This is a genomic window from Sphingomonas sp. FW306-05-A (genome assembly GCF_058782275.1).
This window is the reverse complement of record NZ_JBYSXN010000002.1, coordinates 427,117-453,402: the sequence shown is the minus strand read 5'-3', so window position 1 is coordinate 453,402 and position 26,286 is coordinate 427,117. Positions and strand designations below refer to the sequence as shown.

At 66.7% G+C, this 26,286-nt stretch carries 25 protein-coding genes and 1 pseudogene; 22 read left to right on the top strand and 4 right to left on the bottom strand.

Going from position 1 to position 26,286, the window contains the following annotated elements; genetic code table 11:
- The first annotated feature begins 97 nt into the window (after positions 1 to 97).
- From AC3WJR_RS10970 to AC3WJR_RS10955, 4 genes and pseudogenes are all read left to right on the top strand, one after another.
- Entirely contained in the window at positions 98 to 637 is a 540-nt protein-coding gene (locus tag AC3WJR_RS10970; RefSeq protein ID WP_354282325.1) for a cold-shock protein, read from the top strand.
- A gap of 9 nt (positions 638 to 646) precedes the next feature.
- A complete protein-coding gene (locus AC3WJR_RS10965) occupies positions 647 to 1,150 on the top strand; it encodes a DUF192 domain-containing protein (protein ID WP_492724936.1) in 504 nt (167 codons plus the stop codon).
- Positions 1,151 to 1,192: 42 nt separating this feature from the next.
- The gene (locus AC3WJR_RS10960; RefSeq protein ID WP_354282011.1) at positions 1,193 to 1,585 is read left to right on the top strand and encodes an NADH:ubiquinone oxidoreductase subunit NDUFA12; all 393 of its coding nucleotides are present in this window, start codon (positions 1,193 to 1,195) and stop codon (positions 1,583 to 1,585) included.
- A gap of 191 nt (positions 1,586 to 1,776) precedes the next feature.
- Positions 1,777 to 2,010, top strand: a pseudogene (locus AC3WJR_RS10955) (DUF2155 domain-containing protein); the annotation flags it as partial.
- A gap of 35 nt (positions 2,011 to 2,045) precedes the next feature.
- Here the strand turns inward: AC3WJR_RS10955 and aat are convergent.
- The 4 genes from aat to AC3WJR_RS10935 all read right to left on the bottom strand — a co-directional run bounded on the left by aat (position 2,046) and on the right by AC3WJR_RS10935 (position 5,397).
- Positions 2,046 to 2,810: a leucyl/phenylalanyl-tRNA--protein transferase gene (aat, locus tag AC3WJR_RS10950; protein WP_492724934.1), complete on the bottom strand. Its 765-nt coding sequence runs from the start codon at positions 2,808 to 2,810 to the stop codon at positions 2,046 to 2,048.
- The gene (locus AC3WJR_RS10945) at positions 2,807 to 3,532 is read right to left on the bottom strand and encodes a ParA family protein (RefSeq protein ID WP_492724932.1); all 726 of its coding nucleotides are present in this window, start codon (positions 3,530 to 3,532) and stop codon (positions 2,807 to 2,809) included. Before AC3WJR_RS10945 ends, aat begins: the two co-directional genes overlap by 4 nt.
- A gap of 66 nt (positions 3,533 to 3,598) precedes the next feature.
- Entirely contained in the window at positions 3,599 to 3,976 is a 378-nt protein-coding gene (locus tag AC3WJR_RS10940) for a hypothetical protein (protein WP_492724930.1), read from the bottom strand.
- 101 nt (positions 3,977 to 4,077) lie between these two features.
- The gene (locus AC3WJR_RS10935) at positions 4,078 to 5,397 is read right to left on the bottom strand and encodes a Y-family DNA polymerase (protein ID WP_492724928.1); all 1,320 of its coding nucleotides are present in this window, start codon (positions 5,395 to 5,397) and stop codon (positions 4,078 to 4,080) included.
- Between the two features lie 126 nt (positions 5,398 to 5,523).
- Here AC3WJR_RS10935 and AC3WJR_RS10930 point away from each other — a divergent pair, with 126 nt between their 5' ends.
- The 18 genes from AC3WJR_RS10930 to ftsZ all read left to right on the top strand — a co-directional run bounded on the left by AC3WJR_RS10930 (position 5,524) and on the right by ftsZ (position 26,213).
- Entirely contained in the window at positions 5,524 to 6,516 is a 993-nt protein-coding gene (locus tag AC3WJR_RS10930) for a cysteine synthase A (RefSeq protein ID WP_492724926.1), read from the top strand.
- Between the two features lie 50 nt (positions 6,517 to 6,566).
- Positions 6,567 to 6,884, top strand: coding sequence for a hypothetical protein (locus AC3WJR_RS10925; protein WP_354282017.1), 318 nt, complete (start codon positions 6,567 to 6,569; stop codon positions 6,882 to 6,884).
- 363 nt (positions 6,885 to 7,247) lie between these two features.
- The gene (locus tag AC3WJR_RS10920) at positions 7,248 to 7,748 is read left to right on the top strand and encodes a division/cell wall cluster transcriptional repressor MraZ (protein WP_354282018.1); all 501 of its coding nucleotides are present in this window, start codon (positions 7,248 to 7,250) and stop codon (positions 7,746 to 7,748) included.
- Positions 7,709 to 8,689 (top strand): 16S rRNA (cytosine(1402)-N(4))-methyltransferase RsmH, encoded by a 981-nt coding sequence (gene rsmH, locus AC3WJR_RS10915; protein ID WP_492724924.1) that lies wholly within the window; start codon positions 7,709 to 7,711, stop codon positions 8,687 to 8,689. The genes AC3WJR_RS10920 and rsmH overlap by 40 nt, the downstream gene beginning before the upstream one ends.
- Complete coding sequence (locus AC3WJR_RS10910; RefSeq protein ID WP_492724922.1) at positions 8,689 to 9,345, top strand: hypothetical protein; 657 nt, start codon at positions 8,689 to 8,691, stop codon at positions 9,343 to 9,345. Before rsmH ends, AC3WJR_RS10910 begins: the two co-directional genes overlap by 1 nt.
- Positions 9,342 to 11,072: a peptidoglycan D,D-transpeptidase FtsI family protein gene (locus AC3WJR_RS10905; protein ID WP_492724920.1), complete on the top strand. Its 1,731-nt coding sequence runs from the start codon at positions 9,342 to 9,344 to the stop codon at positions 11,070 to 11,072. Before AC3WJR_RS10910 ends, AC3WJR_RS10905 begins: the two co-directional genes overlap by 4 nt.
- A 10-nt stretch (positions 11,073 to 11,082) precedes the next feature.
- Positions 11,083 to 12,510: a UDP-N-acetylmuramoyl-L-alanyl-D-glutamate--2,6-diaminopimelate ligase gene (locus AC3WJR_RS10900; protein ID WP_492724918.1), complete on the top strand. Its 1,428-nt coding sequence runs from the start codon at positions 11,083 to 11,085 to the stop codon at positions 12,508 to 12,510.
- Complete coding sequence (locus AC3WJR_RS10895; protein ID WP_492724916.1) at positions 12,507 to 13,883, top strand: UDP-N-acetylmuramoyl-tripeptide--D-alanyl-D-alanine ligase; 1,377 nt, start codon at positions 12,507 to 12,509, stop codon at positions 13,881 to 13,883. Before AC3WJR_RS10900 ends, AC3WJR_RS10895 begins: the two co-directional genes overlap by 4 nt.
- Positions 13,883 to 14,953 (top strand): phospho-N-acetylmuramoyl-pentapeptide-transferase, encoded by a 1,071-nt coding sequence (mraY, locus tag AC3WJR_RS10890; RefSeq protein ID WP_354282024.1) that lies wholly within the window; start codon positions 13,883 to 13,885, stop codon positions 14,951 to 14,953. Before AC3WJR_RS10895 ends, mraY begins: the two co-directional genes overlap by 1 nt.
- Positions 14,954 to 15,098: 145 nt before the next feature.
- Positions 15,099 to 16,487, top strand: a complete 1,389-nt coding sequence (gene murD, locus AC3WJR_RS10885) for a UDP-N-acetylmuramoyl-L-alanine--D-glutamate ligase (RefSeq protein ID WP_492724914.1) — start codon at positions 15,099 to 15,101, stop codon at positions 16,485 to 16,487.
- A 5-nt stretch (positions 16,488 to 16,492) separates the two neighbouring features.
- Positions 16,493 to 17,707, top strand: coding sequence for an FtsW/RodA/SpoVE family cell cycle protein (locus tag AC3WJR_RS10880; protein ID WP_354282026.1), 1,215 nt, complete (start codon positions 16,493 to 16,495; stop codon positions 17,705 to 17,707).
- Positions 17,704 to 18,864, top strand: coding sequence for an undecaprenyldiphospho-muramoylpentapeptide beta-N-acetylglucosaminyltransferase (gene murG / locus AC3WJR_RS10875; protein ID WP_354282027.1), 1,161 nt, complete (start codon positions 17,704 to 17,706; stop codon positions 18,862 to 18,864). Before AC3WJR_RS10880 ends, murG begins: the two co-directional genes overlap by 4 nt.
- Entirely contained in the window at positions 18,861 to 20,276 is a 1,416-nt protein-coding gene (gene murC / locus AC3WJR_RS10870) for a UDP-N-acetylmuramate--L-alanine ligase (RefSeq protein ID WP_492724911.1), read from the top strand. The genes murG and murC overlap by 4 nt, the downstream gene beginning before the upstream one ends.
- A gap of 5 nt (positions 20,277 to 20,281) precedes the next feature.
- Positions 20,282 to 21,199 carry a UDP-N-acetylmuramate dehydrogenase gene (gene murB / locus AC3WJR_RS10865; protein WP_492726117.1) on the top strand — a complete coding sequence of 306 codons (918 nt, stop codon included), beginning with the start codon at positions 20,282 to 20,284 and terminating at the stop codon, positions 21,197 to 21,199.
- Between the two features lie 139 nt (positions 21,200 to 21,338).
- On the top strand, positions 21,339 to 22,277 hold the full coding sequence (locus AC3WJR_RS10860; protein WP_492726115.1) for a D-alanine--D-alanine ligase: 939 nt from the start codon (positions 21,339 to 21,341) through the stop codon (positions 22,275 to 22,277).
- The gene (locus AC3WJR_RS10855) at positions 22,274 to 23,311 is read left to right on the top strand and encodes a cell division protein FtsQ/DivIB (RefSeq protein ID WP_492724909.1); all 1,038 of its coding nucleotides are present in this window, start codon (positions 22,274 to 22,276) and stop codon (positions 23,309 to 23,311) included. Before AC3WJR_RS10860 ends, AC3WJR_RS10855 begins: the two co-directional genes overlap by 4 nt.
- Positions 23,312 to 23,350: 39 nt before the next feature.
- Positions 23,351 to 24,613, top strand: coding sequence for a cell division protein FtsA (ftsA, locus tag AC3WJR_RS10850; RefSeq protein ID WP_354282031.1), 1,263 nt, complete (start codon positions 23,351 to 23,353; stop codon positions 24,611 to 24,613).
- Between the two features lie 115 nt (positions 24,614 to 24,728).
- Entirely contained in the window at positions 24,729 to 26,213 is a 1,485-nt protein-coding gene (ftsZ, locus tag AC3WJR_RS10845; protein ID WP_492724907.1) for a cell division protein FtsZ, read from the top strand.
- Positions 26,214 to 26,286: the final 73 nt, after the last annotated feature.

Sequence of the window (26,286 nt, the reverse complement as noted above, 5' to 3'; positions counted from 1 at the left end):
TCGGGCCCGAACTCATGCTATGGGCCTGAGCGGGGGACTTTCTAACATGCGTGATGAACCGATTCCGGCGTATGGGGAGCTGGATCGCGAGGGTCGAATGAATGATGAAGCCGGCATCGTGAACGAAGACTCACGGCGCTATACAGGCGTTCTCAAGTGGTTCGACATGACTCGGGGTTTTGGCTTTCTTGTCGCCGACGAAGATGGGATTGGCGATATTCTGATTCACTTTTCGGTACTGCGCCCGCACGGGCGGCGCAGTTTGCCGGAAGGTGCGCGGCTCGAATGTATCGCGTCCTTGCGCGAGCGCGGGCTGCAGGCCAGCGAAATCCTGTCGATCGACCTGACCAACGCGGTCGAACCGCCGCCGAAGGTGCGCAGCGAACCGCAACGGCCCGATCCGTCGGCGCTGATCGAAGGGGCGGGGCCGTACGAACCTGTCACGGTGAAGTGGTTCAATCGTCTCAAAGGCTACGGTTTTCTGGTGCGCGAAGACAATTCGGGCGATATCTTCGTCCATGTCGAGACCTTGCGCCGTGCTGGTTTCGAGGAAGTCGAGCCAGGACAGGTACTTTCCGCCCGCATGGTGTCCGGAGAGAAGGGGCCGCTGGCGGTAACGGTCGAACCGAAGATCTAGGACCTGCGTATGTTTGGGCGTTCAACTGCCGTCATCGGCCTTATCCTGCTGACGACGATGACCGGTGGTTGCGCACCTGCCTCGGAGCAGGAAGCGGCGGGTCAGGGCGAAGCCGCGGCGGGCATGGTCGCGGTGACGGTGACGAGCGCGAACGGCCCGCACCGTCTGCTGGTCGAATCCGCGACGACCGAGGAAGAACAGCGCCGCGGGCTGATGTTCCGCACCGACATTCCCGAGAACGGCGGGATGCTGTTCGCGCCGTATCCACCGACGGGCGAACCGAAGGAAGCGAGCTTCTGGATGAAGGATACGCCGACACCGCTCGACATCATCTTCATTCGCCCCGACCGGACGATCGCGCGGATCGCCGAGAACACCATTCCCCAGTCCGAAGTCCCGGTCGCGTCGGGCGAACCCGTCGGCGCGGTGCTGGAGCTCCGCGGCGGCCGTTCGCTCGATCTCGGCATCAAGGAAGGGGATCGAGTCAGCTGGACGGCACCGAAGGCGCGTTGATCGCGGTTGATGGCAGCACCGTGGCGCGCTAAGCGCTACCGCATGGGCATCAATCTCAATCCTTTCACCTGGTGGACCGGCGCGAGCTGGGGCACCGCATTCGGGCTTCGCGGCAAGGCGCGGATGGGCGAGGATTCGCTCGGCAACGTCTATTACGAAGGCGGACGCGATACCGCGGGCAATCCCCGGCGCTGGGTCATCTATAACGGCATCAACGATACCAGCCGGATCGCACCCGAATGGTTCAGCTGGCTGCATCATCAGGTCGCCGACGTGCCGGAACGCTCGCTTCCGGCGCCGCGCGCGTGGCAGCTTCCGCCCGAACCCAACATGACGGGCACTGCGCTGGCGTATCGCCCGAGCGGTGCGATGGAAAAGGGCGGTGTTCGCGCGCAGGCGACCGGGGATTACGAAGCCTGGACGCCGGACGCGTGATCCGGCGCGCGCTGGGCGCGGCCGGTGTGGCCGCGCTGCTGGCGACAACGGGGTGCGACCGAGCGCAGGATGCTCCCGCCCCGACCCCGACCGAAACCGCCGACACCGCGCTGGATGCGGACACGAGCGGGCAAACCGTGGTGACCGTCGACGTGGCGGGCGGGGTCGACCCCAGCCTCGGCGCGACCCCGATGGCAGAGCGCGTCGCGACGCTCGGGGTCCTCAACAAGCGGAATGGCATTGCGCGCGATGCGACGCTCAAACCCGGCCAGACGCTGCGGGTGGGCGACGTCGTGCTGCGCCTGAAGGCGTGCGAGCAGACCGCACCGTGGGAGCAGGAGCATTATACCGGCGCGTTCGTCCAGGTCGACGTGTCGGGAACCGACAAGGTCTGGCGGCGGGTCTTTTCAGGCTGGCTGTTCAAGGAGCGGCCCGGCCTGAACGTCGTCCAGCATCCGATCTATGACGTGTGGGTCAAGAGCTGCGCAATGACCTTCCCCGAAGGCGGCCCGGAGTCGACTGCCGCCGGGGCCGCGTCCGGTGCTGCGGCGCCGCGGTCGAGCGCGAAGAAGTCGCCGACGCCCGACGCCGAAGCATCCGAGCCGATCACGCCGGACAGCGCCTCGGACAATTCGACCAGATAAGCCGCGCGCGGGATTTCGACCGCGCCGAGCGACGCCAGATGCTCGGTCATGAACTGACAGTCGAGTAGCGTAAACCCGCCGACCTGAAGCCGCGCGACGAGCCAGGCGATCGCCACCTTGGATGCATCACGCGCCCGGCTGACCATGCTTTCCCCGAAGAAGGCGCGACCGAGCGCGAGACCGTACAGCCCCCCGACGAGCGTATCGCCGTCCCAGACTTCCACGGAATGCGCGAAGCCGAGTGCGTGGAGGCGGTTGAAGACGTCCTCGATCTGCGGATTGATCCAGGTATCGGGACGATTGGAGACCGATTCGGCGCAAAGCCGCATCATCGCACCGAACCGCCGATCGACCGTCACGCGATAGCGATCCCGCACGATCGTCTTGCGGAGCGACTGCGATAGATGAAATCCGTCGAGCGGCAGGACCGCACGATCCTGCGGTTCGACCCAGTAGATTTCGTCCGCATCGCGGCTGTCCGCCATCGGAAACACGCCGACCGCATAGGCGCCGAGCACGATTTGCGGGTCGAGCGGTTCGAACGGCACTCCGGGTGCCTCGCGTGACGGGGAACTGGTCATGCGGCGATACGGCGTTCGATCGCCTGCCATAGCTGGGCGAACGCGGCGGCGCCGGCGGAGCGCGGCGCGAAACTGCCGATCGGTGCGCGGCGGGCGGTGACCTGTTCGATCAGGCTCGCGGTCGGGATGACCGGCCAGTCGGGATTCCGCGCCAGCGCGTCGGCATGGAGTTTGCGGCGACCGTCGACCATCGAATGTACCGGCATCACGTCGGTCCTGCCGCCCAGATGCCGGATCACGTCGGCCAGCGCGCGTTCGGACAAAGGGGAGGGGATGACGGGCACCACGATCAGGTCGGCAGCGCGCATGACCTGTTCGGTCGTCTCTGTCAGGCCGGGTGGGCAATCGAGCAGGATTCGGTCATATGTCTTGCGAAGCCCGCTTAAGAGCTTTTGCAGGCGCTTCTTCTTGTCCATTTCGTGGAACAGCAGATCGAGCCCGCGGAGCGACGCGTCAGCGGCGATCAGGTCGAGCCGTGGGATTGCCGTCTGCTGGATCAGCGGATCGGGTGTCCCATCCTTGACGAAGATCGATTGCGCGTGGGGGTGACGTCTGGGCTGATCGGCGTCTGGCGACAGCAGGAAGCTGCTCGCGGCTTGCGGATCCAGATCCCACAGAAGCGTGCGGCGCGACGACTGGATAGCCGCGGACCACGCCAGATTTACGGCGATCGTCGTCTTTCCGACGCCGCCTTTGAGACTGTAAATCGCGATCGTCGACACCGGTAAGCCCTTCGCCCAGGAATGGCCATCGTGCCGGATGCCGACGATGCGCGCAATGAAGGAGCGTTACAGGTCGCAGAGCTGCTTGGGCTTGCCCGGCTGAGTCAGCGTCACCGCCTTGACGGTTCCGGTCATCTCATAGCCATCGGCCTTGAGCGGGTCGCCCGCCTTTTCGGCGGTCAGCTTGACCGGGGTGCCGGTCTGCGTCGCCTTGACCAGCGCCTGCTTGTCGCCCTCGAAGAAGGTCACGTACACAAGGCTGTTGTCGGCGCAACGGAACGTCGCTTCCTTCTTGATCGCAGGCGGCAGTTCGACCGGCGCGCGATTGGCGATCTCTGCGGCCAAGGGGTCCGGGGCAACCGAGCTGACCTCGGTTGGCTTGTTGTCACAGGCCGACAGCGCAAGGAGCGCGACGGCAGCGGCGGGGAGGAGTCGATTGAGCATCCAATTTTCTTCGCGCACGCGGTACGGACCGTCAAGACCCTACGGCAGCGGCGGTTCCCACTCTAACGCACTGCAGCAATTATTTCGTGGTAGCGCCACCATTACTCATGGAATTCATCGAGATCGGGAATTCTACCAAAGGCGATCTTGGTGCCTATTCGATCAATCCTTCCGCCGTTTTGCGGACCGAGGCTGACCGCGTGCCGACCGAACTTTTCGTTGATCCGGTCCATCGCACGGCTGAGCGCAAGCGTGCGGGTTTCGCGGGCGAGGGGGTCATCGGGGTCGAGCAAACCGAACAACGATTCCTGTTCGCCGGCGACGGGCTCGATTTCCCCCAGCGTGACGCCGACCATGCGGACCTGAAAGTCGCCCGGTCGCGCCTTGCCCGCCGCCGCCAGTCGCGGGAACAGCGTTTCCAGCGCCGCCAGGACGACGAAGCTATCCTGCGTCGCCGGCAGCTTGATCGAGCACCGCCACGTCGACTTGTCATCCTCGAACCGCGCATGGAGCACGAGCAGGCGCGCGCGATACGCCTTGCGGCGCAGGCGACTGGTTGCCTTGAGCGCGAGGCGGCGCGCGGTCAGCCGCACCGGCACCGCGCTGCGCTTGCCCGGTGACAGCACGTGGCTGTGGCCGATCGAGCGGCTTTGCGTGGCCTTCTCGGGCAAGTCGACGCCGTGGAGCAGATACCAGAGGCGATCGCCGTTGGTTCCGCCCCAGGCGTTGCCCGCATCGCGCGGGCGGCGCTCGCAATATTGGCGGATGTCGTTGATCCCCTCCTGTGCAAGCCGCCGCTCCATCTTCGCGCCGATCCCGCTGATGTCGCGCAATGGGAGGTCGTAGAGCCGCTGCGGCAGCGTCTCGGCGTGGAGGATGACGAGACCATCCGGCTTCTGCAGATCGGACGCGAGTTTCGCGAGCAGGCGGTTGGGCGCGATCCCGACCGAACTCGTCATGCAATCGCCGATGTTGGCGCGGATCCCCGCCTTGATCCGGTGCGCGAGCGCGGTCGCGGCGGCGACGCTGTTCTCGTTGTCGAGCAGCCGGCACGCGACCTCGTCGATCGAGCAAACCCTGGTCACGGGGATGTGCCGCCAGATCTCGGCGACGATCGCATCGTGGAATTCGACATATTTGTCGTGGCGGGCGGGCGTGATGATGAGGTCACGGCACAGCCGCTTGGCTTCCCATACCGGCGTGCCGGTCTTGATGCCGAACCGCTTCGCCTCGACACTCGCGGCGATCGCCACGGTCGTATCGCTGTCGATCGGGGCGACGAGCACGGGCTTGCCCCGCAAGGCCGGGTCGAGTTGCTGTTCGACACTCGCGAAATAGCTGTTGAGGTCGAGAAACAGCCAGCGCAGCGGGCGCGGGGGAAATGCCAACGCAGTTGTCAGGGACTCAGGGGCGGTGGCCATGATGGCGGAACGATACCAGAACATCGGTGTGTGCGACAGGGATCTTGCGCGTGCCGTAGCGCCGTTCACCCGCGGCAAAGCGAAGCTTGCTTGCGGCTGGGCACCCGGACGCATAGCTAACCCCTTATGCACACGACATCGAACACGCTCGCCCTGATCGGCAATACCCCGCTCGTCCTGTTGAAGGGACCGAGCGAAGCTGCCGGCGCGGAAATCTACGGCAAGTGCGAATTCGCCAACCCCGGTGCGTCGGTAAAGGATCGCGCGGCGCTCGGCATCGTCGAGGATGCGGAAGCGCGCGGGGCGATCGCGCCTGGCGGGACGTTCGTCGAGGGCACCGCGGGCAACACCGGGATCGGGCTTGCGCTCGTCGCCAATGCCAAGGGCTACAAGACGATCATCGTCATGCCCGAGACGCAGAGCCGCGAGAAGATGGACACATTGCGCGCGCTCGGGGCCGAACTGGTGCTGGTGCCCGCCGCGCCCTATTCGAACCCCGGGCATTTCGTGCACACGTCGCGCCGGATCGCCGAGGAAACGCCCAATGCGGTCTGGGCCAATCAGTTCGACAACATCGCCAACCGCCGCGCGCATGTGACGGGAACGAGCGAGGAAATCTGGGCCCAGATGGACGGGCGGATCGACGGCTTCACGTGTGCGGCGGGTACCGGCGGGACGATCGCTGGGGTCGGCATGGGGCTGAAGGCGCATGACGAATCGGTGTGCATCGCGCTGACCGATCCGCACGGTGCGTCGCTTTACGAATATTACGCGCATGGCGAATTGAAGTCCGAGGGATCTTCGGTTGCGGAAGGGATCGGGCAGGGGCGGATCACCGCCAATCTGGAAGGCGCGCCGATCGACACGCAATTCCGCATTTCCGATGCCGAAGGCATGGAATGGGTGACGCGGTTGTTGTCGGAGGAGGGGCTTTGCCTCGGCCTGTCGTCGGGCATCAACGTTGCGGGCGCGGTCCGGCTCGCGCGGCACCTCGGGCCGGGATCGCGGGTCGTCACGATCCTGTGCGACACCGGTTTCCGGTATCTCTCGACCCTGTACAACAGGGCATGGCTGGAGGCGAAGGGGCTGGTTGTCCCGGCATGGCTCGCGGTGGATTGAGCTTTGCATCGACAAAGACGTTCGATGACGTTACATTTATACCACAGCCTATGAAAATCATCGCACAAGACGCAGCGCAAACGACGCAGCGGTTCCGGGTCGGGATGATCGGACTCGCCGCGGTCTTGCTATTTATCGGGCTTGCCGCCGCCATCTTCGCAACCGCCAACCATGATCGTCAGGTCGTGGCGATCGGCAGCGCGCGGGAGGACGTCGTCGCCAACATCGTGTCGGGTGCGTCCGGGTCGAGCGGTACTGCCGCCAACAAGGAGCCGCTCGCCGAGCTCGGCGTCGCGCCGAGTGCCGAAGTCGAAAACGCCACCGCCATCGACAATGCGATGCTGCCGCAGGGTGCCGCGCAGCAGTGACTGCCGGACGGGGAAATCGGGCGGGCCGGGACTGGCCCGTTCACGGCTGGGGCGGGTCGGGGAAATCACGGGAAAACATGCCGCAGCAACCGATTGCGGGGGGATTCGCCTCCGTCATCGCACGCGTTGCCCGAACACAGCGGGAACGGCTTGAATTAATGTAGATAAATTTGCGCCGAAAACCGTGGGATTAGCCCCGCGGCCCGCTCCATCCCCGGGTTTCCCCTTGTATCCCCGGCTATCCCCGTGGTACCTCTGATTCAACAGGGGCAGCCCGATCTCGCCTGCATTTTGCAGCACTGGGAAACGCAGGAATGCATTTCCCGGACCGGGGGAGGCTCGCCCGCTTGATGCGGGGTAAGCGTGGACGAACGCGGAGATTATCAGGGTGACGGTCTTGGCCTTGTCGATGACAAGGGCCGGGTCGCGATTCCTGCTTCTCTCCGAGCGACGCTGGCAGCCAATGCGCCGCGCCCCGACGGCAAGGATGGCGGGACGGTGATCGTTGGTGTCCACCCTAAGCACAAATGCCTGCGCGCCTACGACCCGGCCTACGTGAAGATCCTGCGCGCCCAGCTCGATGCGCGCGAAGCCGCGCATACCGCTGCGGACGGTGAGCCCAACTATAACTTCAAGCGTCGCGGCGCGAGCGGCGAGCCGGTTCCGTTCGACGGTTCGGGGCGCTTCATCATGCCCGGCTTCCCGCGCGACTATGCCGGGATCGGGGAACACGCCTTCTTCTGGGGCACGCTCGACTGGATCGAGATCTGGGACCCGAAGACGTTGCTCGACGCCGCGGATGTCGATCCGGTGATGCAGGCGGCATGCCGCTATCACTGCAAGACCAAGGGAGTGGCCCTGTGAGCGAGGCTCCCCACGTCCCCGTCCTGCTCGACGAAGTGATCGAGGCGCTCGCCATTGCCCCGGGTGAATGCCACGTCGACGCGACGTTCGGCGCGGGCGGCTATACGCGCGGGATGCTTGCACGCGGTGCGCGCGTGATTGCGTTCGACCGTGACCCCGATGCGATCACTGCCGGCGCGGCGCTGGTCGATGCGTCCGACGGCGCGTTGATACTCGTGCCTGCGACCTTCTCCGCGCTGGAAGCCGAACTCGCCGCGCGGGATGCCGTGCCGGTGCAGGGCGTGACGATGGATATCGGCGTCTCGTCGATGCAGCTCGACCAGGCCGAGCGCGGCTTCAGCTTCCAGTCGGACGGTCCGCTCGACATGCGGATGAGTCAGGAAGGCGAGAGCGCCGCCGACTTCGTCAACACCGCCGACGAATCCGCGATTGCCGATGTATTGTACCAATATGGCGACGAGCCCCGCTCGCGCCGTGTGGCGCGCGCGATCGTCGCGGCGCGGCCGATTACGCGGACCGGCGAGCTGGCGCACGTCGTTCGTCGGGCGCTCGGGTATAAGGCGCATGACAAGAAGGATCCGGCGACGCGGACCTTCCAGGCGATCCGCATCCACATCAACCGCGAGCTGGGCGAACTGGCGGACGGTCTGGCGGCGGCGGAGCGCGTACTCGCGCCGGGTGGTCGGCTCGCGATCGTGACGTTCCACAGCCTCGAGGACCGGATGGTCAAGCGCTTCCTGCGCGAACGCTCGGGCGGAATGCCCTCGGGGTCGCGGCATCTGCCCGAAGTGGCGGCGAAGCACGCTCCCAGTTTCGAACAGGTCGGTCGCGGCGTGCGCCCGAGCGACGAAGAAATCGCGCGCAATCCGCGCGCACGATCAGCCACATTGCGGACGGCACGACGGACGAGTGCCACCGCTTGGACGGAAGGGGCGTTGTAATGCTGGGGCTGGCTTGGAAGAGTCTGGGATGGTTCCTAGCGAGCGTCGCGGTGGCGCTCGGCTTCCTGCTCGTGCCGTTGCAGGTCGCCGCCGAGCGCAAGAAGCTCGACCACACCGTCGTGGAAATCGCGCGGGCGGAACGCGAGATTCGCGCGCTCGAAACCGAGTTCGACACGCGCGCCAATCTGGCGCAGCTCGACAAGTGGAACGCCGAGAAGCTCGGGCTGGTCGCGCCGTCTGCGGGGCAGTTCGTGGCCGACGAAGCCGCGCTTGCGGCACTCGAGCCAAGCTCGCCCAACGGTCCGCAACTGGCGTCGTTCAAGCCGCTTGCCCCGCTGCCGGCAGCAGGTGCGGCCGTGGTGCCCGCCACGGCGGCGGCGGCCCCCGTGGCCGTTGCAGTTGCGACGGTGTCCCCCAAGACCGCGCCGGCGTCGGTGCCCGCACCGCGCGCTCAGGCCGCGATCGTCCCGGCACCCGTTTCCCCGCGCACCAAGCCGACGCGCGCCGCAGCGCCGGTCGGGCGTACCGCGATGGCCGCGGTCGCAACGCCCAAGCCGCGGGCGGCGGTGGCGATGCTCGATCGTGCGTTGCTCGATGACAGCATGCTGGGCGACTTGCGCAGCGGCGCACGCGCCGAGACTCGATCGCGTAAATGACGACTCTCGTCGCCCGGCCGGTCCCCGCGCGACGGGGTAACGAACAGCGCCACGCGCTGGTCGCGGTCGCGCATGTGCGGCTGATGATACTGATGCTACTGATCATGGCGGGGTTCGTGCTGGTGATCGGCCGGATCGCGCTGCTCGGCATCCTGAGCGCTCCGGCCGGTGCAGCGAACCTTGCGGTCAATCCGCAAGTCCGCGGCGACATTCTCGATCGCAACGGTCAGCCGCTGGCACGGACGATCGACGCTTGGACGATCGGCGTGCGCCCGCCGCAGTTGCTGGGGGACCGGCAGGACCTGGCGGATTCGCTCGCGCGGCTGATGCCGGGGCATGACGCCGGCTGGTATTTCCAGAAGCTCACGATGCGCGCCAAGTTCACCTATCTCGAGAAACACGCATCCCCTGATCTCGTCAACAAGGTCCACGCGCTCGGCGAACCCGGCCTGGTGTTCGCGCGCGAGCCCGAGCGGCTGTATCCGCAATCGACGATGGCGGCGCACGTGCTCGGCTATATCGGTCCGACCGCGACCGATGCCCATATCGCAGGGCGCGCCGGGATCGAGCGTGCGTTCGATGAGCGGCTGAGCGATCCGCGCCGCCGCGGCGAACCGATCGCGCTGTCGATCGACGCGCGGGTCCAGGCCGCGATGGAGAGCGAACTCGGTCGCGCGATGACCAACTTCAAGGCGAAGGCGGCGACCGGCGTCGTCCTCGACGTGCATACCGGCGAGATCATCTCGATGGTGTCGCTGCCGGTGTACAACCCCAACAAGATCAGCGGCACGAGCAGCGACGCGCTGCGCAACAACGTGACCCAGTCGGTGTACGAGCTTGGGTCGACCTTCAAGCCGATCGCGATGGCTGCTGCGATCAACGACGGCGTCATCACCGATATGACCCGGCGGTTCGACGCGACCAAGCCGCTCAAGGTCGGTCGCTTCACGATCCACGACGATCGCGGCGATCCCAAGCGCTGGCTCAACATCCCCGAGACGCTGGTCTATTCGTCGAACGTCGTGACCGCACAGATCGCTGACCGGATGGGCAAGGAGCGGATGGCGGCGATGTTCACCGCGCTCGGTTTCGGCGAACGCCCCGCTATCGAATTGCGCGAGCGTGCCGGACCGATCTGGCCGCGCTATTGGGGCCGGACGACGGTGATGACCACCGCCTATGGACACGGCATCGCGATCACGCCGCTGCATCTGGCGAACGCCTATGCCACGCTCGTCAACGGTGGGATCTACCGGCCAACGACGCTGCTCAAGGTTGCACCGGGTGCTGCCCCTAAGGGACGTCGCGTGCTGACCGAGGCGACCAGCGCGCGGATGCGGCAGTTGTTGCGGTTGGTGGTGCTGCTCGGCACCGGGCGCAAGGGCGATGCGCCCGGCTACCGTGTCGGCGGCAAGACCGGCACCGGTGAAATCGCCGGTGCAGGCGGCTATTCGCGGAGCAAGAACGTGTCGACGTTTGCCGCCGCCTTCCCGATGGACGCGCCGCGGTACGTCGTCGTTGCGATGCTCGATTCGCCCAACGGGACCGCCGAGACGTTCGGCCTCACCACCGCAGCGTGGAATGCCGCTCCGGTTGTCGGGCGGGTGATCTCACGGACCGGCGCGATGCTGGGGGTGACACCCGACACAAGCCGCGACATTGATGTATCGCAGCTTTTGCCGCTGGTATGGACGGGCGACAAGAAGCCCGCCGCGACTGCAGAATGAAGGATTTGCCGTGAAATTGGGTGCGCTGACCGGTGGAAACGAAAGCGCGACGGTAAGCGGCTTCGCGATCGACCACCGCAAGGTCGCGCCGGGAACGGTGTTCGGTGCGTTTCAGGGCGCGGCCGTCAACGGTGAGGACTATATTGCGGCGGCGGTGGCGGGGGGCGCGATCGCGGTCGTGGCACGGCCCGAGGCGGTGGTGGAGGGCGCGGTGCACATCGCCGATGCCAATCCGCGGCGTGCCTTTGCGCAGCTTGCCGCGCGCTATTTCGCCCCGTTCCCGGGCGTCGCGGTGGCGGTGACGGGGACCAACGGGAAGACTTCGACGGTCGAAATGGTTCGGCAATTGTGGCGCATGGCGGGGTTCCACGCGGCGTCGATCGGGACGCTGGGCGTGACCACGGGGGACGACCGCGTTTCGACCGGGCTGACGACGCCCGATGTGGTGACGTTCCTGTCGAACGTCGCCGGGCTGGCGCGCGAGGGCGTGACGCACGTCGCGTTCGAGGCATCCAGCCACGGATTGACGCAATATCGCACCGAGGGGCTGGCGGTTCGAGCGGCGGCGTTCACCAATCTCAGCCGCGATCACCTCGATTATCACGGGACGATGGACGCGTATCTCGAGGCGAAGCTGCGGCTGTTCTCCGAGGTGCTGGCCGATGGCGGCACCGCGGTGCTGTGGGCGGATGATCCCGCCACCGTGAAGGTCGCCAAGGTTGCACAGGCGCGCGGCGTTGCGGTGGCGACGGTGGGAACGGCGGGGGAGCGGCTCAGGCTGATCAAGCGGGTGCCGAGCCTGCTCGGGCAGGTGCTGACGATCGAGGCGGATGGCGCGACCTATACGATCAACCTGCCGCTGATCGGCGCATATCAGGCGGCGAATGCGCTGACCGCGGCGGGACTGGTGATCGCGACGGGCAGTGACGTGGCGGCAACGCTGGCGAATATCACCCGTTTACAACCGGTTAGAGGGCGTCTGGAACGCGCGGTCATCGCCGCCAGCGGCGCGCCGGTCTATGTCGATTATGCGCATACCCCCGACGCGCTGGAAGCGGCGATCGCAGCGCTCAAGCCCCATGCAGGCGGGCGGCTGATCGTCGTGATCGGCGCTGGCGGCGACCGCGACCAGGGCAAGCGTTCGGAAATGGGGCGCGTCGCGATCGAACAGGCCGACCAAGTCATTGTTACCGATGACAATCCCCGCAGTGAGGACCCCGCCGCGATCCGCGCGATGGTGCTGGAAGGCGCGCCGGGCGCGACCGAGATCGGGTCGCGGCGCGATGCGATCCGCGCGGCGATCGAGGCGGCGGGACCGCAGGATATCGTTCTGATTGCAGGCAAAGGGCACGAACAGGGGCAGATCGTCGGCGATCTGGTGCTGCCGTTCGACGACGTCAGCGTCGCGCGCGAAATGGCGCAGGAGCTGAGCGCATGAGCGCGCCGCTGTGGACCGCGGCGGAGATTGCCGCCGCGACGGGCGGTACCGCATCCGCCGACTTCGCCGCGACCGGCGTTACTTTTGACTCACGCGAGGTCGGCAAAGGCGATCTTTTTGTCGCGATGAAGGGCGCATTCAGCGACGGTTTCAGCTTTCTCGACACCGTTTCTACGCAAGGTGCCGCCGGTTCGGTCGTGTCCGAGCCCACAAAATACCCGCATGTGCTCGTCCCCGACACGACGCTCGCGCTCGACGCGCTCGCGCGTGCGGCGCGCGCACGGACCTCAGCCAGGATCATCGGCGTCACCGGGTCGGTCGGCAAGACCGGGACCAAGGAAGCGCTGTTCGCAGCACTCGACCGCGGGGCGCCCGATGCCGCGCATCGTTCGGTCAAGAGCTACAACAACCATACCGGCGTTCCGCTCAGCCTAGCGCGGATGCCCGCCGAGACTCGCTTCGGCGTGTTCGAGATGGGGATGAACCATGCGGGCGAACTCGCGCAACTGACGCAACTCGTCCGCCCGCATGTTGCGATCGTCACGACGATCGCGCCCGCGCACACCGAATTCTTTCCGAACGAAGAAGCGATCGCGGACGCCAAGGGGGAAATTTTCGCGGGGCTCGAACCCGGCGGCGTGGCGATCGTGCCGTACGACAGTCCCCACCGCGACCGGCTGATCGCTGCCGCCGCGCCTTATGCCGCGCGGATCGTGACCTTCGGGCTCGACAAGGCGGCGGACGTCCGCGCGATGGAGACGATGCGCACCGCGCGCGGGACGTTCGTGACCGCGAAGGTCGGCACGCGCGAGCTGAGCTTCACGATGGGGCAGGCGGGGATGCACTGGGTCTCCAACGGGCTGGCGGTGCTCGCCGCGGTCGATGCGGTCGGCGGCGACCTTGCGCTCGCGGGACTGGCGCTGGCGGAGATGGGCGGGCTCGCCGGGCGCGGCGCGCGCTTCACCGTGGCGGCGCCGGGGGGCAGCGCGCTGGTGATCGACGAAAGCTACAATGCCAATCCGGCATCGATGCGCGCGACGCTTGCGGTGCTCGCCGCCGAAAAGGGCGTGCGGCGGATCGTCCTGCTCGGCGAAATGCGCGAGTTGGGTGACGACAGCGATTCCTATCACGCGGCGCTCGCCGAGCCGATCCTCGCGGCGGGGGTCGAAGCGGGCATTCTTGTCGGTGAACGCATCACCCCGCTGGCGAACGCGCTTGAGGGGAAGGGCGATTTCGTCCATGTCGCGGACGCTGCCGCGGCGCGGGCTGCCCTGTCTGCGATGCTGGGGGCGGGGGACGCGGTGCTCATCAAGGGATCGAACGGCGTAGGGTTGGCGGCGGTTGTCGCAAGCCTGCGGGGCGGGACACAGTAATGCTCTATTTCATCGCCGAATATCTGGGATTCCCGGGGGGGCTCAATCTCTTCCGCTATCTGTCCTTCCGTACCGGCGGGGCGGTCGCGACGTCGCTGTTCCTCGGGCTGCTGATCGGCCCGCGGTTCATCGGCTGGCTGCGCGTGCGGCAGGGCAAGGGCCAGCCGATTCGGCTCGATGGCCCGCAATCGCATCTGTCGAAGCGCGGCACGCCGACGATGGGCGGGCTGATGATCCTGACCAGCCTGGTCGTCTCCAGCCTGTTGTGGATGGACCTGTCCAACCCGTTCGTCTGGGCGTGCACCTTCGTGACGCTCGGGTTTGGCGCGATCGGGTTCCTCGACGACTATGACAAGGTCCGCAAGGCGAGCACCGCGGGCGTCTCGAGCAAGCTGCGGCTGATCGGCGAATTCGCGATCGCGCTGGTTGCGAGCGCGATCATCGTTCACCAGAACGGGACGCATCTGTATCTGCCGTTCTATACCGGGCCGGTGATCCAGCTGGGGTGGTTCTACGTCGTGTTCGCGGCGTTCACGATCGTAGCGTTCGGCAATGCGGTGAACCTGACCGACGGGCTGGACGGGCTCGCCACGATGCCGGTGATCATCGCGAGCGTCGCGTTCATGCTGATCGTGTATCTGGCGGGCAACCTCAAGTTCGCGACCTATCTCGGCATTCCACATGTGCCGCATGCGGGCGATCTGGCGATCTTCTGTGGCGGGATCGTGGGGGCGGGGCTCGCCTTCCTGTGGTTCAACGCGCCGCCGGCTGCGGTGTTCATGGGCGACACCGGGAGCCTTGCGCTCGGCGGCGCGCTCGGGGCGATTTCGGTCGTGGCGCATCACGAGATCGTGCTCGGGATCATCGGCGGTCTGTTCGTGGTCGAGGCAGTGAGCGTCATCGTCCAGGTGTTCTGGTACAAGCGCACCGGGCGCCGTGTGTTCAAGATGGCGCCGATTCACCACCATTTCGAGCAGCTCGGGTGGAGCGAGCCGACCGTGGTGATCCGGTTCTGGATCATTGCGCTGGTGCTGGCGCTGGCTGGTCTTTCGACGTTGAAGTTGCGGTGAAGCGCGCAGGTCTTCTTTTTGAAGCCCCTCCCCTTCAGGGGAGGGGTTGGGGTGGGGCTGTACCAGGCGCTGGTCTCGGTGAGACACGCCCCACCCCCAACCCCTCCCCTGAAGGGGAGGGGCTTTTCTTTATGGTGGCTTTCTCGTGATTGTTTCACCGACTTGGGCTGGCAAGCGTTACGCTGTGCTGGGGCTCGCGCGGTCGGGCGTGGCGAGCGTGCGTGCGCTGGTTGCGGGCGGGGCGGCGGTTGCTGCTTGGGATTCGGATGCGGCGAAGCGGGCGGCTCTTTCTTCTCAAGCCCCTTCCCTTCAGGGGAGGGGTTGGGGTGGGGCTGTACCGGGCGCTGCTCTCGGTGAGACTTCCCCCACCCCCAACCCCTCCCCTGAAGGGGAGGGGCTTTTAACGTTTTCCAATCCGGAGACGTTCGACCTTACGGGCTTCGACGGCCTCGTCGTATCCCCGGGTGTCCCCCTCAATCGCCATCCTGTGGCGGAGAAAGCACGCGCCGCGAACGTCCCCATTCTCGGCGACATCGAACTGTTCGCCCAGGCGCGCCCCGCGCTGCCGCGCCACAAGGTCGTCGGCATCACCGGCACCAACGGCAAGTCGACCACCACAGCGCTCATCCACCACATCCTGCAAACCGCAGGCATCCCCAGCCTGATGGGCGGCAACATCGGCCTGCCGATCCTCGAACAGCCACCGCTGCCGGAAGGCGGCGTCTATGTGCTCGAACTGTCGAGCTACCAGATCGACCTGACGCAGAGCCTCGACTGCGATGTCGCGGTGTTGCTCAACATCACCCCCGATCATCTCGATCGCTACGACGGGTTCGACGCCTATGCCGCATCGAAGGCCCGCCTGTTCGCGATGCAGTCGCGCGAGCATGCCGCGATCATCGGGATCGGCGACACGCCCTCGGCGCTGATCGCGCGCAGCCTGTCCGCGCGGGGCGAGCATCTCACCAAGATCGCGCCCGGCGTGTGCATGGACCAGTCGCGCTGGCCGTCGCTGCAAGGGCCGCACAACGCGCAGAACGCGCTCGCCGCGATCGCGGTGGCGCAGGCGCTGGGGGTCAGCGAAGCCGCGATCGATGCGGGGCTGCAGAGCTTCACGGGACTGGCGCACCGGATGGAGCGCGTGCGGGTCCGGGATGGCGTCGCCTATGTCAACGACAGCAAGGCGACCAACCCCGAATCCACCGCGCCCGCGCTGGCGGCGTTCGGGCGGATCCACTGGATCCTGGGCGGCGAGGCCAAGTCGGACGATCTCGACGCGTGCGCGCCGCAGTTCGGCCATGTCGCCTGTGCCTATACGATCGGTGCCGCGGGACCGCGCTTCGCCGCGATTCTCGCGGGCAAGGTGCCGGTCGAGCAATGCGGCGATCTCGCCACCGCGGTCGCCGCCGCCGCGCGGAGTGCCGCGCCCGGGGATACGGTGCTGTTGTCGCCCGCGTGCGCATCGTTCGATCAATTTCGCGATTTCGAGGATCGCGGCACGCAATTCCGGACTTTGGTCGAGGCGCTCCAGTGAACGACATGAGCAATAGCCCGCCAAAATTGTGGAAAAGCATGAAGGGTCGCGGCGGACGCGGCGACCGGTCGCCGCTCGGCACGTGGTTCTGGGATATCGACCGGATGCTGCTGCTGCTGACGCTGCTGCTGATCGCGGTCGGACTGGTCGCAGTCGGGGCGGCGTCGCCCGCCGCGGCGACGCGCTATTCGGACGGCAAGCACGTCGTCCCGCCGCTCTTCTATCTGTGGTGGCAGCTCGCCTGGGTCGGCGTGTCGTTGCCCGTCCTGCTGGGGGTGTCGATGCTGCCCGTTCCCGTTGCGCGCCGGATGGCGCTGATCGGTACGGTCGCGTGCCTTGTGTTGCTGATGCTGGTCCCGGTGTTCGGGGTGCAGAAGAACGGCGCGACGCGCTGGCTCAACCTCGGCGTGTCGTTGCTCCAGCCGTCCGAATTCCTCAAACCGTTCTTCATCGTGACGGCGGCGTGGGTGCTGTCGATGCGCGCGAAGGACGATGCGCTGCCGGTGGTGACGATCACCGCGGGGATGACCGCGCTGGTTTCGGTGCTGCTGATGCTGCAGCCCGATTTCGGGCAGACGGTGGTGTTCTGCGCGGTGTGGATGGCGTTGCTGCTGATCTCGGGCACCTCGCCGAAGATCATCGCCGGCTTCGTCGCGGCGGTCCCGGCGGGGCTGGTCGCGGCGTACATGTTCTACGGGACGGCGCGCGCGCGGATCAACGCGTTCATCTTCCCCGACCATGACGGTCCGGGCGCGGCCGACCATTACCAGACCAACGCCGCACACGACACGATCACTGCGGGCGGCTGGCGCGGGACCGGGCCGGGCGGCGGCGCGATGAAGTTCCGGCTGCCCGAGGGGCATACCGATTACATCTTCTCGGTGATCGGCGAGGAATTTGGGCTGATCGCGTGCATGATCATCGCGATGCTGTTCCTCGCGATCGTCGTGCGCGTGTTCGTCAAGCTGCTCGACGAACAGGACGAATTTCGCCTGTTCGCGGCGGCGGGGCTGGCGACGCAGTTCGGCATCCAGGCTTTGATCTCGATGGCGGTCAACACCGGGATCGCGCCGAGCAAGGGCATGACGCTGCCGTTTATCTCGTACGGCGGATCGTCGCTGATCGCCTTGTCGATCGGAATGGGGTTGCTGCTGGCGTTTACCCGACGCAATCCGTTCGTCTTGCGATCCAAATATATCGCGCGATGGAGCGGCGAATGAGCGTGGCGAAACACTTCGTACTGGCAGCGGGCGGGACTGGCGGGCACATGGTCCCGGCGGCGGCGCTCGCGGCCGAACTGATGCGGCGCGGGCATTATGTCGCGCTGGTCAGCGATGAGCGCGGCGTGCGCTTTCCCGGGCTGTTCGAGGGGATCCAGACGCATATCCTCCCCGCGGGGCGGTTGGGCGGCGGGCCGGTCGGCTATCTCAAGGCGACGTCCGCGATGCTGAAAGGCCGCGCGATGGCGATCCAGCTGTACAAGAGCTTCCGTCCCGATGCGGTGATCGGCTTCGGTGGGTATCCGGCGCTGCCGGCGCTGCTGGGGGCGTTCAACCAGAAGATCCCGACCGCAGTGCACGAGCAAAATGCGGTGCTGGGCCGGGTCAACCGGTTGGTCGCGCGCAAAGTGAATGCGATCGCGACATCCTATGCCGAGGTCGAGCGGCTGGGCGGGAAGCTGCGCGACAAGACGTATCTGGTCGGCAATCCGGTGCGTGATGCGGTGATCGCGCTGCGCGCCAAGCCGTATCCGCTGCTCGAGGAAGACGGGATCTTCCGCGTGCTCGTGACCGGCGGCAGCCAGGGCGCGAGTGTGCTGAGCCGGGTGGTGCCCGACGGGCTGTCGCTGCTGCCGCTGGCTTTCCGGCGGCGGTTGCAGGTGACGCATCAGGCGCGGATCGAGGATATCGAGGCGTGCCGCGCGAAATATGCCGAACTGTCGATCGCGGCCGAACTGGCGACCTATCTGCCCGACTTGCCCGAGCAACTGGCGTGGGCGCATGTCGTGATCGCGCGCGCGGGTGCATCGACGCTGGCGGAACTGACCTGCGCGGGGCGGCCGGCGATCCTCGTGCCGTTGCCGAGCGCGACCGATGATCACCAGACCGTCAACGCGCGCGAGATGACGCTCGCGGGCGGCGCGCGGACGATCCAGCAGAGCAGTTTCACGCCGGTCGAACTCGCCAAGCAGATGCAGAAGCTCGGGCTCGATCCCGCGGCGTTGCAGAATGCCGCGGCGCGCGCGCGCGGCTGCGGTCGTCCGGAGGCGGCGAGCGATCTGGCGGATCTGGTCGAAAGCCTCGGCAATACGCGTGGCGACATGCCGATCGGCGCGCCACAGCGCCGCAACCCCAATCAGAAGGCAGCATTCGCATGAGGGGTGTCGCAACCGACATCGGCACGATCCATTTCGTCGGCATCGGCGGGATCGGCATGTCGGGCATCGCCGAGGTGATGAAGAACCTCGGCTACAGCGTGCAGGGGTCGGACGTGGCCGAGGGCTATGTCATCGAGGGGCTGCGCGCGAAGGGCATCCCGGTCCTGATCGGGCATCACGCCGCCAATCTCGGCGACGCGGCGGTGATCGTGACGTCGACCGCGATCAAGCGCGGCAACCCCGAGGTCGAGGTGGCACTCGAGCGACGTATCCCGGTGGTGCGGCGTGCGGAGATGCTTGCGGAGCTGATGCGGCTCAAGTCGACCGTTGCGGTCGCGGGCACGCACGGCAAGACGACCACGACGAGCATGGTCGCGGCGCTGCTCGATGCGGGCGGGGTCGATCCGACCGTCATCAACGGCGGGATCATCAACTCCTACGGATCGAACGCACGTCTGGGCGCAAGCGACTGGATGGTGGTCGAGGCGGACGAGAGCGACGGCAGCTTCCTGCGGCTAGACGGGACGATCGCGGTCGTCACCAACATCGATCCCGAGCATCTCGACCATTACGGCAGCTTCGACCAGGCCAAGAACGCCTATGTCGAGTTCATCGAGAACGTGCCCTTCTACGGCGCGGCATTGCTGTGCCTCGATCATCCCGAAGTGCAGAACATCATTCCGCGCGTCCGCGACCGGCGCGTCGTGACCTATGGCTTTGCGGCGCAGGCCGACGTGCGCGGAGTCAATGTGACGCCGGTGCCGGGCGGCAACCGCTTCGAGGTGATCATCCGTCACCGTGACGGGACCAGCCGCTCGATCGAGGGGATCGATCTGCCGATGGCCGGGCGGCACAACGTCCAGAACGCGCTCGCCGCGATTGGCGTCGCGCTTGAGCTGGGGATCGACGATGCGACGATCCAGCAGGGGTTCAAGCAGTTCGGCGGGGTCAAGCGGCGCTTTACCAACGTCGGCGAAGTCGCGGTGCCGGGCGGGGTGGTCACGATCATCGACGATTACGGGCATCACCCGGTCGAGATCCGCGCGGTGCTCGCCGCGGCGCGCGAAGGCGTACGCAACCGCGTGATCGCGGTCGTCCAGCCGCACCGCTATTCACGGCTCGGCGACCTGATGGAGGAGTTCCAGGGCGCGTTCAACGATGCCGACATGGTGCTGGTGACGCCGGTCTATGCCGCGGGCGAACAGCCGGTCGAGGGTGTCGACGCGGACGCACTGGTCGACGGGATCAAGCGGCGCGGGCATCGTTCCGCCGCAACGATCGCGGATGCGGCTACGCTGGCGCAGACGCTCGCCGGCGTGGTGCAGGCGGGCGACATGGTCGTCTGCCTGGGCGCTGGAGACATCACCAAATGGGCGGCGGGGCTGGCGGCTGGCATCGAGGCGGCGCGATGAGCGCGATGCCGCCTTCCGATGGCGCGCGCGTTGCGCGCGATCTGCCCAAAACGGAAGGCCGATTGACCGAGAACGCGCCGCTTGCGCCACTGGTGTGGTTCAAATCGGGCGGCAGCGCACAGTGGCTGTTCGAGCCGAAGGACACGGCCGACCTCAGTGCCTTCCTCGCCGCGCTCGATCCTGCGGTGCCGGTGTTGCCGCTCGGCTTGGGGTCGAACCTGATCGTGCGCGACGGCGGTGTGCCCGGCGTGGTGATCCGGTTGGGCAAGCCGTTCGCCAAGGTGTCCGCGATCGACGGGACGACGCTGCTGTGCGGCGGCGGGGCGAGCGGGATCCTGGTGTCGTCGTCGGCGCGCGATGCCGGAATCGGGGGCGTCGAGTTTCTGCGTTCGATCCCCGGCACGGTCGGCGGGTTCGTGCGGATGAACGGCGGCGCATATGGGCGCGAGACCAAGGACGTGCTGGTCGAATGCGAGATCGTGCTCCGCAACGGCGAACGCCGTGTGCTGCCGGTCGATGCGGTCGGGTACAGCTATCGGCATTCGGACCTGCCCGAAGGGTGCATCGTGGTCAGCGCGACGTTCCGCGGGCATCCGGAGGACCCTTCGGTGATCCAGGCGGAGATGGACCGCATCGCCGCCGAGCGCGAAGCGTCGCAACCGTTGCGTTCGCGCACCGGCGGGTCGACGTTCAAGAATCCGGACGGGCACAAGGCATGGGCGTTGATCGACGCGGCCGGGTGTCGCGGACTGACGCGCGGCGATGCGCAAGTGAGCGAAAAGCACTGCAACTTCCTGCTCAACCTCGGGGCCGCGACCAGCGCCGAGATCGAGGCGCTGGGCGAAGAGGTGCGGGATCGCGTGAAAGCGCAATCGGGAGTGGAATTGACGTGGGAAATTCAGCGGGTCGGGGTGGTAGCGTGACGGTAACTCCACCCCCCGTCATTCCCGCGCAGGCGGGAATCCATACTGGCGAACGTCGGTATGGGCATATTGCCGTCGCGCTAATGGATCCCCGCCTCCGCGGGGATGACGGCTTGGGGGGTGACGGATTGTGAGCGTGTTGCATGTCGCGGTCCTGATGGGCGGACCCTCTGCCGAGCGCGAAGTATCGCTGATGTCGGGCAACGGTGTCGCCGATGCGCTGGAGTCGCTCGGCCACCGCGTCACGCGGATCGACATGGGCAAGGACGTCGCCGCGCGGCTGACCGATGCCGCCCCGGACGTCGTGTTCAACGCGCTCCACGGCACGCCGGGGGAGGATGGCACCGTCCAGGGCATGCTCGACCTGATGGGGCTGACCTACACCCATAGCGGGCTGGCGACGTCGGTCATCGCGATCGACAAGCAGTTGACCAAGCTGCTGCTCGTCCCCGGTGGCATTCCGATGCCGGGCGGGCGGATCGTCAAATCTGAATCGCTCTACGACGCCGATCCGCTGCCGCGGCCTTATGTGCTCAAGCCCGTCAACGAGGGCTCGTCGGTCGGCGTGGCGATCGTGACCGCTGAGGGGAATTACGGCAACCCGATCGCACGCGGCGTGGCGGGGCCGTGGACCGAATTCGAGGAGCTGCTCGCCGAACCCTATATCCGCGGGCGCGAGTTGACGACCGCGGTGCTGGGCGACAAGGCGCTCGGCGTTACCGAGCTCAAGCCCAAGAATGGCTGGTACGATTTCGACGCGAAATATACCGACGGGCTGACCGAACATGTCTTCCCCGCCGATATTCCCGACGAGATTGCCGAGGCATGCAAGCGGATCGCGCTCGATGCGCACCGTCTGCTCGGCTGCAAGGGGACGTCGCGGTCGGACTTCCGCTGGGATGACGAACAGGGTGTCGACGGGCTGTTCCTGCTCGAGGTCAACACCCAGCCCGGGATGACCGCGCTGAGCCTTGTCCCCGAACAGGCGCGGCATTGCGGGATCGAGTATCCGCAACTCGTCCAGATCATCGTCGACGAGGCGATCAGGGACAAAGCGGCGAAGGCCAATTCCCCATGAGCGGAACGATCAAGCGCGGCACCGTCCGCCGCCCGGTCCAGCCCAAGCGCAAGCAGGCGGCCAAGCCGTCGGTGATCGATCGCGCGATTACCGCGCTGCCGATCAGCGACGCGACGCTGCACAAGATCGCGACCTGGACGATCACCGGCGTGGTCGGGGCAGGGCTGATCGCGCTCGCGTCCTTCTTCGGCATTCCCGCGGCGATCGGCACCGCGATCGGCGAGGGGATCGGCGATGCAGGGTTCCGCGTCACCAACATCCAGATCACCGGCCTCAACCGGATGGACCACAACGTCGTCTACAAGATCGCGGCGAACCAGCCGTCGATGGCGATGCCGCTCGTCAGCCTGGAGAAGATCCGCTCCGATCTCGTCTCGCACAGCGGCTGGATCGAGGACGTGCACGTATCCCGGCGGTTGCCCGATACGCTGCTGGTCAGCGTGATCGAGCGGCAGCCGAGCGCGATCTGGCAGAACAAGGGGCAGCTCGCGTTGATCGCGTCGAACGGGACGTGGCTCGAGCCGGTCAATCCCGAAGCGATGCCGGACCTGCCGCTGGTGGTCGGCCCGCATGCGAACGAGCAGGAACCGGCGTATCGCGCGCTGCTCGATGTGGCGCCTGCGCTCAAGGGGCAGGTGAAGGCGGCGACCTGGGTCGGCAACCGTCGCTGGACGCTGACATTCGAAACCGGCGAGACGCTCGCCTTGCCCGAGGGCGACATCGCGGCGGGCAAGGCGTTGATCAAGTTCGCACAACTGGACGGTGTGCGCCCGTTGCTGGGCAAGGGGTGGCTCGGTTTCGACATGCGTGACCCGACGCGGCTGGTCGCGCGCAAGCCGGGCGTGACGACCAACAAGGCGATCACCGATCCGGGTGGTGCGCCGTCGACGGCGAGTACGCCGGGGACGACGACGGCGACACCGGCGGGGACCACACCGGCGACCGTGACGCCGACGGCTTCGCCCACGGCGACGCCGCGCACGGTGCCGCGGCTCACCGCGGTAAAAAGAATCACTAAGGATTCACAGGTTTAAACGATTGCGGTAAGTGTTGGCGGGAACAGGGGTAAGGGCATGGCTAAAACCGCACCGGAAGGGTTGATCACCGCACTCGACATTGGATCGTCGAAGGTGTCGGCGATGATCGCGCAGAAAGGCGACGGCGGGGAGCTGATCGTGCTCGGCACCGGCCAGCGTGAGAGCAAGGGCGTCAAGCGCGGCTATATCGCCGACGCCGCCGCGACCGAAGTCGCGGTGCGCGAAGCGGTCGAGCAGGCGGAGCGGATCGCCGGGCTCAACATCGAGAACGTCTGGGTCAGCTTCTCGGCAGGCGGGCTGGTGTCCGACGTCGCGTCGATCGAATTCGAGCTGGGCGGGCACCGCGTCGAGCAGACCGATATCGACGCGTTGTTGCAGGCCGGACGGGAATCGATCGATCCCGCCGGGCGGATGGTGCTTCACGCGCAGCCAGCACTCTATACGCTGGACGGGTTGACCGGCGTGAAGCGTCCGCTCGGGCTTCATGCCGACCGGCTCGGCGTTCATATCCACGTCGTTGCCGCGGACGGATCGCCGGTGCGCAACCTGGGGTTGTGCGTCGCCAATGCGCATCTCGAAGTGAAGTCGATCATCGCCTCGCCGGTCGCCACGGGCATGGCATGCCTGAGCGACGAAGAGCGCGAGCTTGGCGTTGCTTTGGTCGAGCTGGGGGCGGGGATCACCAACGTCTCGCTGTTCGCGGGCGGGATGCTCGTCGGGCTGATGTCGATCCCGATCGGCGCGCAGGACATTACCGACGATATCGCGTCCGCGTTCGGCACGCGTCGCGCGCAGGCGGAGCGAATGAAGTGCGTCCACGGGTCGGCCAACGCCTCCCCGCGCGACAATCACGAGATGATCGACGTCGCGCCGATCTCGGCCGAGGAAGACGCGAGCGACGGCACGCGCATCACCAAGGCGCAACTGATCTCGGTGATCCGCCAGCGGCTCGACCATCTCATCGGAGAAGTGTCCAAGGCGTTGAAAGACCTCAAGTTCGAGGGACCGGTCGGGCGTCAGGTCGTGCTGACCGGCGGGGGCGCGGAGCTGAAGGGCATCGCGGATTACGCGCAGGCGGCGCTCGGCCGTTCGGTGCGGATCGGGCGTCCGCGCGGGCTGACCGGTCTGCCCGAGGCGCATGCGACTCCTGCGTTCACGACTCTGGCAGGGCTGGCCTTTTATGCCGCCGCCGACCCGATCGACCTGCGCGCGCTGTCGAGCAAGCAGCAGCTTGTGCACCGTCCGAAGGGTTTTGCGGTATTTCGTCGCCTGATGGCGGCGGCTCGTGCGAATTATTAGGTTATTACGACCGGATTGGGCGGTTCGCGCTGGAACGACTGGCACCGATGGTGCAGAACCGCCGCTGAAGTAAATTGAGTGCGTCGGGCCTTTGGCGCCCGTTGGAGACTGGGACATGAGCATCGAATTTCTGCCGCCCGAAGTCGACGAGCTGACCCCGCGGATCGCGGTGATCGGCGTCGGCGGCGCAGGCGGCAACGCCATCGCGAACATGATGCGCGCGGACGTGCAGGGCGTTGAATTCCTTGTCGCCAATACCGATTCGCAGGCGCTGAAGCAGTCTGCGGCAAGCCACAAGATCCAGCTCGGCGTGAAGATCACGCAGGGGCTGGGTGCTGGCTCGCGTCCCGAGATCGGGCGTGCGGCGGCCGAGGAGACGATCGACCAGGTCACCAAGATGCTCGAAGGCTCGCACATGTGCTTCATCGCCGCGGGCATGGGCGGCGGCACCGGAACCGGTGCGGCTCCCGTCATCGCCAAGGCGGCGCGCGACATGGGGATCCTGACGGTCGGCGTCGTGACCAAGCCGTTCGCGTTCGAGGGCACGCGTCGCGCGAAAAGCGCCGAAGCAGGCATCGAGGAACTGCAGAAGTATGTCGACACGCTGATCGTCATTCCGAACCAGAATTTGTTCCTGGTGGCGAACGCGAACACGACCTTCAAGGAAGCGTTCCAGATGGCGGACGAAGTCCTTCAGCAGGGCGTCCGTGGGATCACCGACCTGATGGTCATGCCCGGCCTGATCAACCTCGATTTCGCCGACGTCCGTTCGGTGATGCAGGAGATGGGCAAGGCGATGATGGGCACCGGCGAAGCCGATGGCGACAATCGCGCGATCGAGGCGGCGTCGAAGGCGATCGCCAACCCGCTGCTCGACGGCGTCAGCATGAAGGGCGCCAAGGGCGTCATCGTGTCGATCACCGGTGGCGACGACATGCGCCTGCTCGAAGTCGACGAAGCCGCGAACCACATTCGCGAACTGGTCGACGACGATGCCAACATCATCTGGGGTTCGGCATTCAATCCCGATCTCGAGGGCAAGATCCGCGTCTCGGTGGTCGCCACCGGTATAGAGGCCGAGGCACGCCCGCCCGAGGCAGCGGCTCCCGCATCGCGCGCGTTCAGCTTCACGAACAAGAAGAGCGACGAGCCGACCACGGCAGCGCCGGCTCCGGCCCCCGCACCGGCCCCTGCTCCGACCGCAGCGCCTGCGCCTGCACCTGCTGCTGCGACGGCGGCACCTGCGCCTGCGCCTGCACCCGCCGCGGCGGATGAGCTCGTACTCGGCAGCGACGCGGTCGTTCCGCCCGCACCGCGCGTGTACGGCGACGTCGATGTGCCCGCCCCGGCGAGCGACGATACCCCGGCCGAAGCGCCGACGCGGCGTCGCTGGCTGTCGCCCGGCGCGGCGGTGTCCGAGGATGCGCCCGTTCCGGCAGCGCCCGAGCCTGCGCCGAGCGCACCGCGCGTCAAGCTGGGCGGCACGCTGTTCGAGCGGATGTCGAGCGTTTCGCGCGGCGCCGCTCGCGAGGAAGAGCCTTCGACCGACAAGGACCCGCTCGATATCCCGCGGTTCCTGCATCGCCAGAATAATCAGTAACCCCGTCGGTCGCCATGCCCGTCGAGGTGTGGCGGCCGTCTTCCCGGACGCGGCGGCAGCACGGTGTGCCGTC

Coding starts and splice junctions, on each gene's coding strand:
- AC3WJR_RS10855 (WP_492724909.1), top strand. CDS start 22,274: ATGAGCGGAACGATCAAGCGCGGCACCGTCCGCCGCCCGGTCCAGCCC.
- murC (WP_492724911.1), top strand. CDS start 18,861: ATGAGGGGTGTCGCAACCGACATCGGCACGATCCATTTCGTCGGCATC.
- AC3WJR_RS10940 (WP_492724930.1), bottom strand. CDS start 3,976: ATGCTCAATCGACTCCTCCCCGCCGCTGCCGTCGCGCTCCTTGCGCTG.
- AC3WJR_RS10895 (WP_492724916.1), top strand. CDS start 12,507: ATGAGCGCGCCGCTGTGGACCGCGGCGGAGATTGCCGCCGCGACGGGC.
- AC3WJR_RS10925 (WP_354282017.1), top strand. CDS start 6,567: ATGAAAATCATCGCACAAGACGCAGCGCAAACGACGCAGCGGTTCCGG.
- rsmH (WP_492724924.1), top strand. CDS start 7,709: ATGCCGCTATCACTGCAAGACCAAGGGAGTGGCCCTGTGAGCGAGGCT.
- AC3WJR_RS10935 (WP_492724928.1), bottom strand. CDS start 5,397: ATGGCCACCGCCCCTGAGTCCCTGACAACTGCGTTGGCATTTCCCCCG.
- AC3WJR_RS10960 (WP_354282011.1), top strand. CDS start 1,193: ATGGGCATCAATCTCAATCCTTTCACCTGGTGGACCGGCGCGAGCTGG.
- aat (WP_492724934.1), bottom strand. CDS start 2,810: ATGACCAGTTCCCCGTCACGCGAGGCACCCGGAGTGCCGTTCGAACCG.
- AC3WJR_RS10970 (WP_354282325.1), top strand. CDS start 98: ATGAATGATGAAGCCGGCATCGTGAACGAAGACTCACGGCGCTATACA.
- murG (WP_354282027.1), top strand. CDS start 17,704: ATGAGCGTGGCGAAACACTTCGTACTGGCAGCGGGCGGGACTGGCGGG.
- AC3WJR_RS10910 (WP_492724922.1), top strand. CDS start 8,689: ATGCTGGGGCTGGCTTGGAAGAGTCTGGGATGGTTCCTAGCGAGCGTC.
- ftsZ (WP_492724907.1), top strand. CDS start 24,729: ATGAGCATCGAATTTCTGCCGCCCGAAGTCGACGAGCTGACCCCGCGG.
- AC3WJR_RS10965 (WP_492724936.1), top strand. CDS start 647: ATGTTTGGGCGTTCAACTGCCGTCATCGGCCTTATCCTGCTGACGACG.
- AC3WJR_RS10880 (WP_354282026.1), top strand. CDS start 16,493: ATGAGCAATAGCCCGCCAAAATTGTGGAAAAGCATGAAGGGTCGCGGC.
- ftsA (WP_354282031.1), top strand. CDS start 23,351: ATGGCTAAAACCGCACCGGAAGGGTTGATCACCGCACTCGACATTGGA.
- murB (WP_492726117.1), top strand. CDS start 20,282: ATGCCGCCTTCCGATGGCGCGCGCGTTGCGCGCGATCTGCCCAAAACG.
- AC3WJR_RS10905 (WP_492724920.1), top strand. CDS start 9,342: ATGACGACTCTCGTCGCCCGGCCGGTCCCCGCGCGACGGGGTAACGAA.
- AC3WJR_RS10930 (WP_492724926.1), top strand. CDS start 5,524: ATGCACACGACATCGAACACGCTCGCCCTGATCGGCAATACCCCGCTC.
- mraY (WP_354282024.1), top strand. CDS start 13,883: ATGCTCTATTTCATCGCCGAATATCTGGGATTCCCGGGGGGGCTCAAT.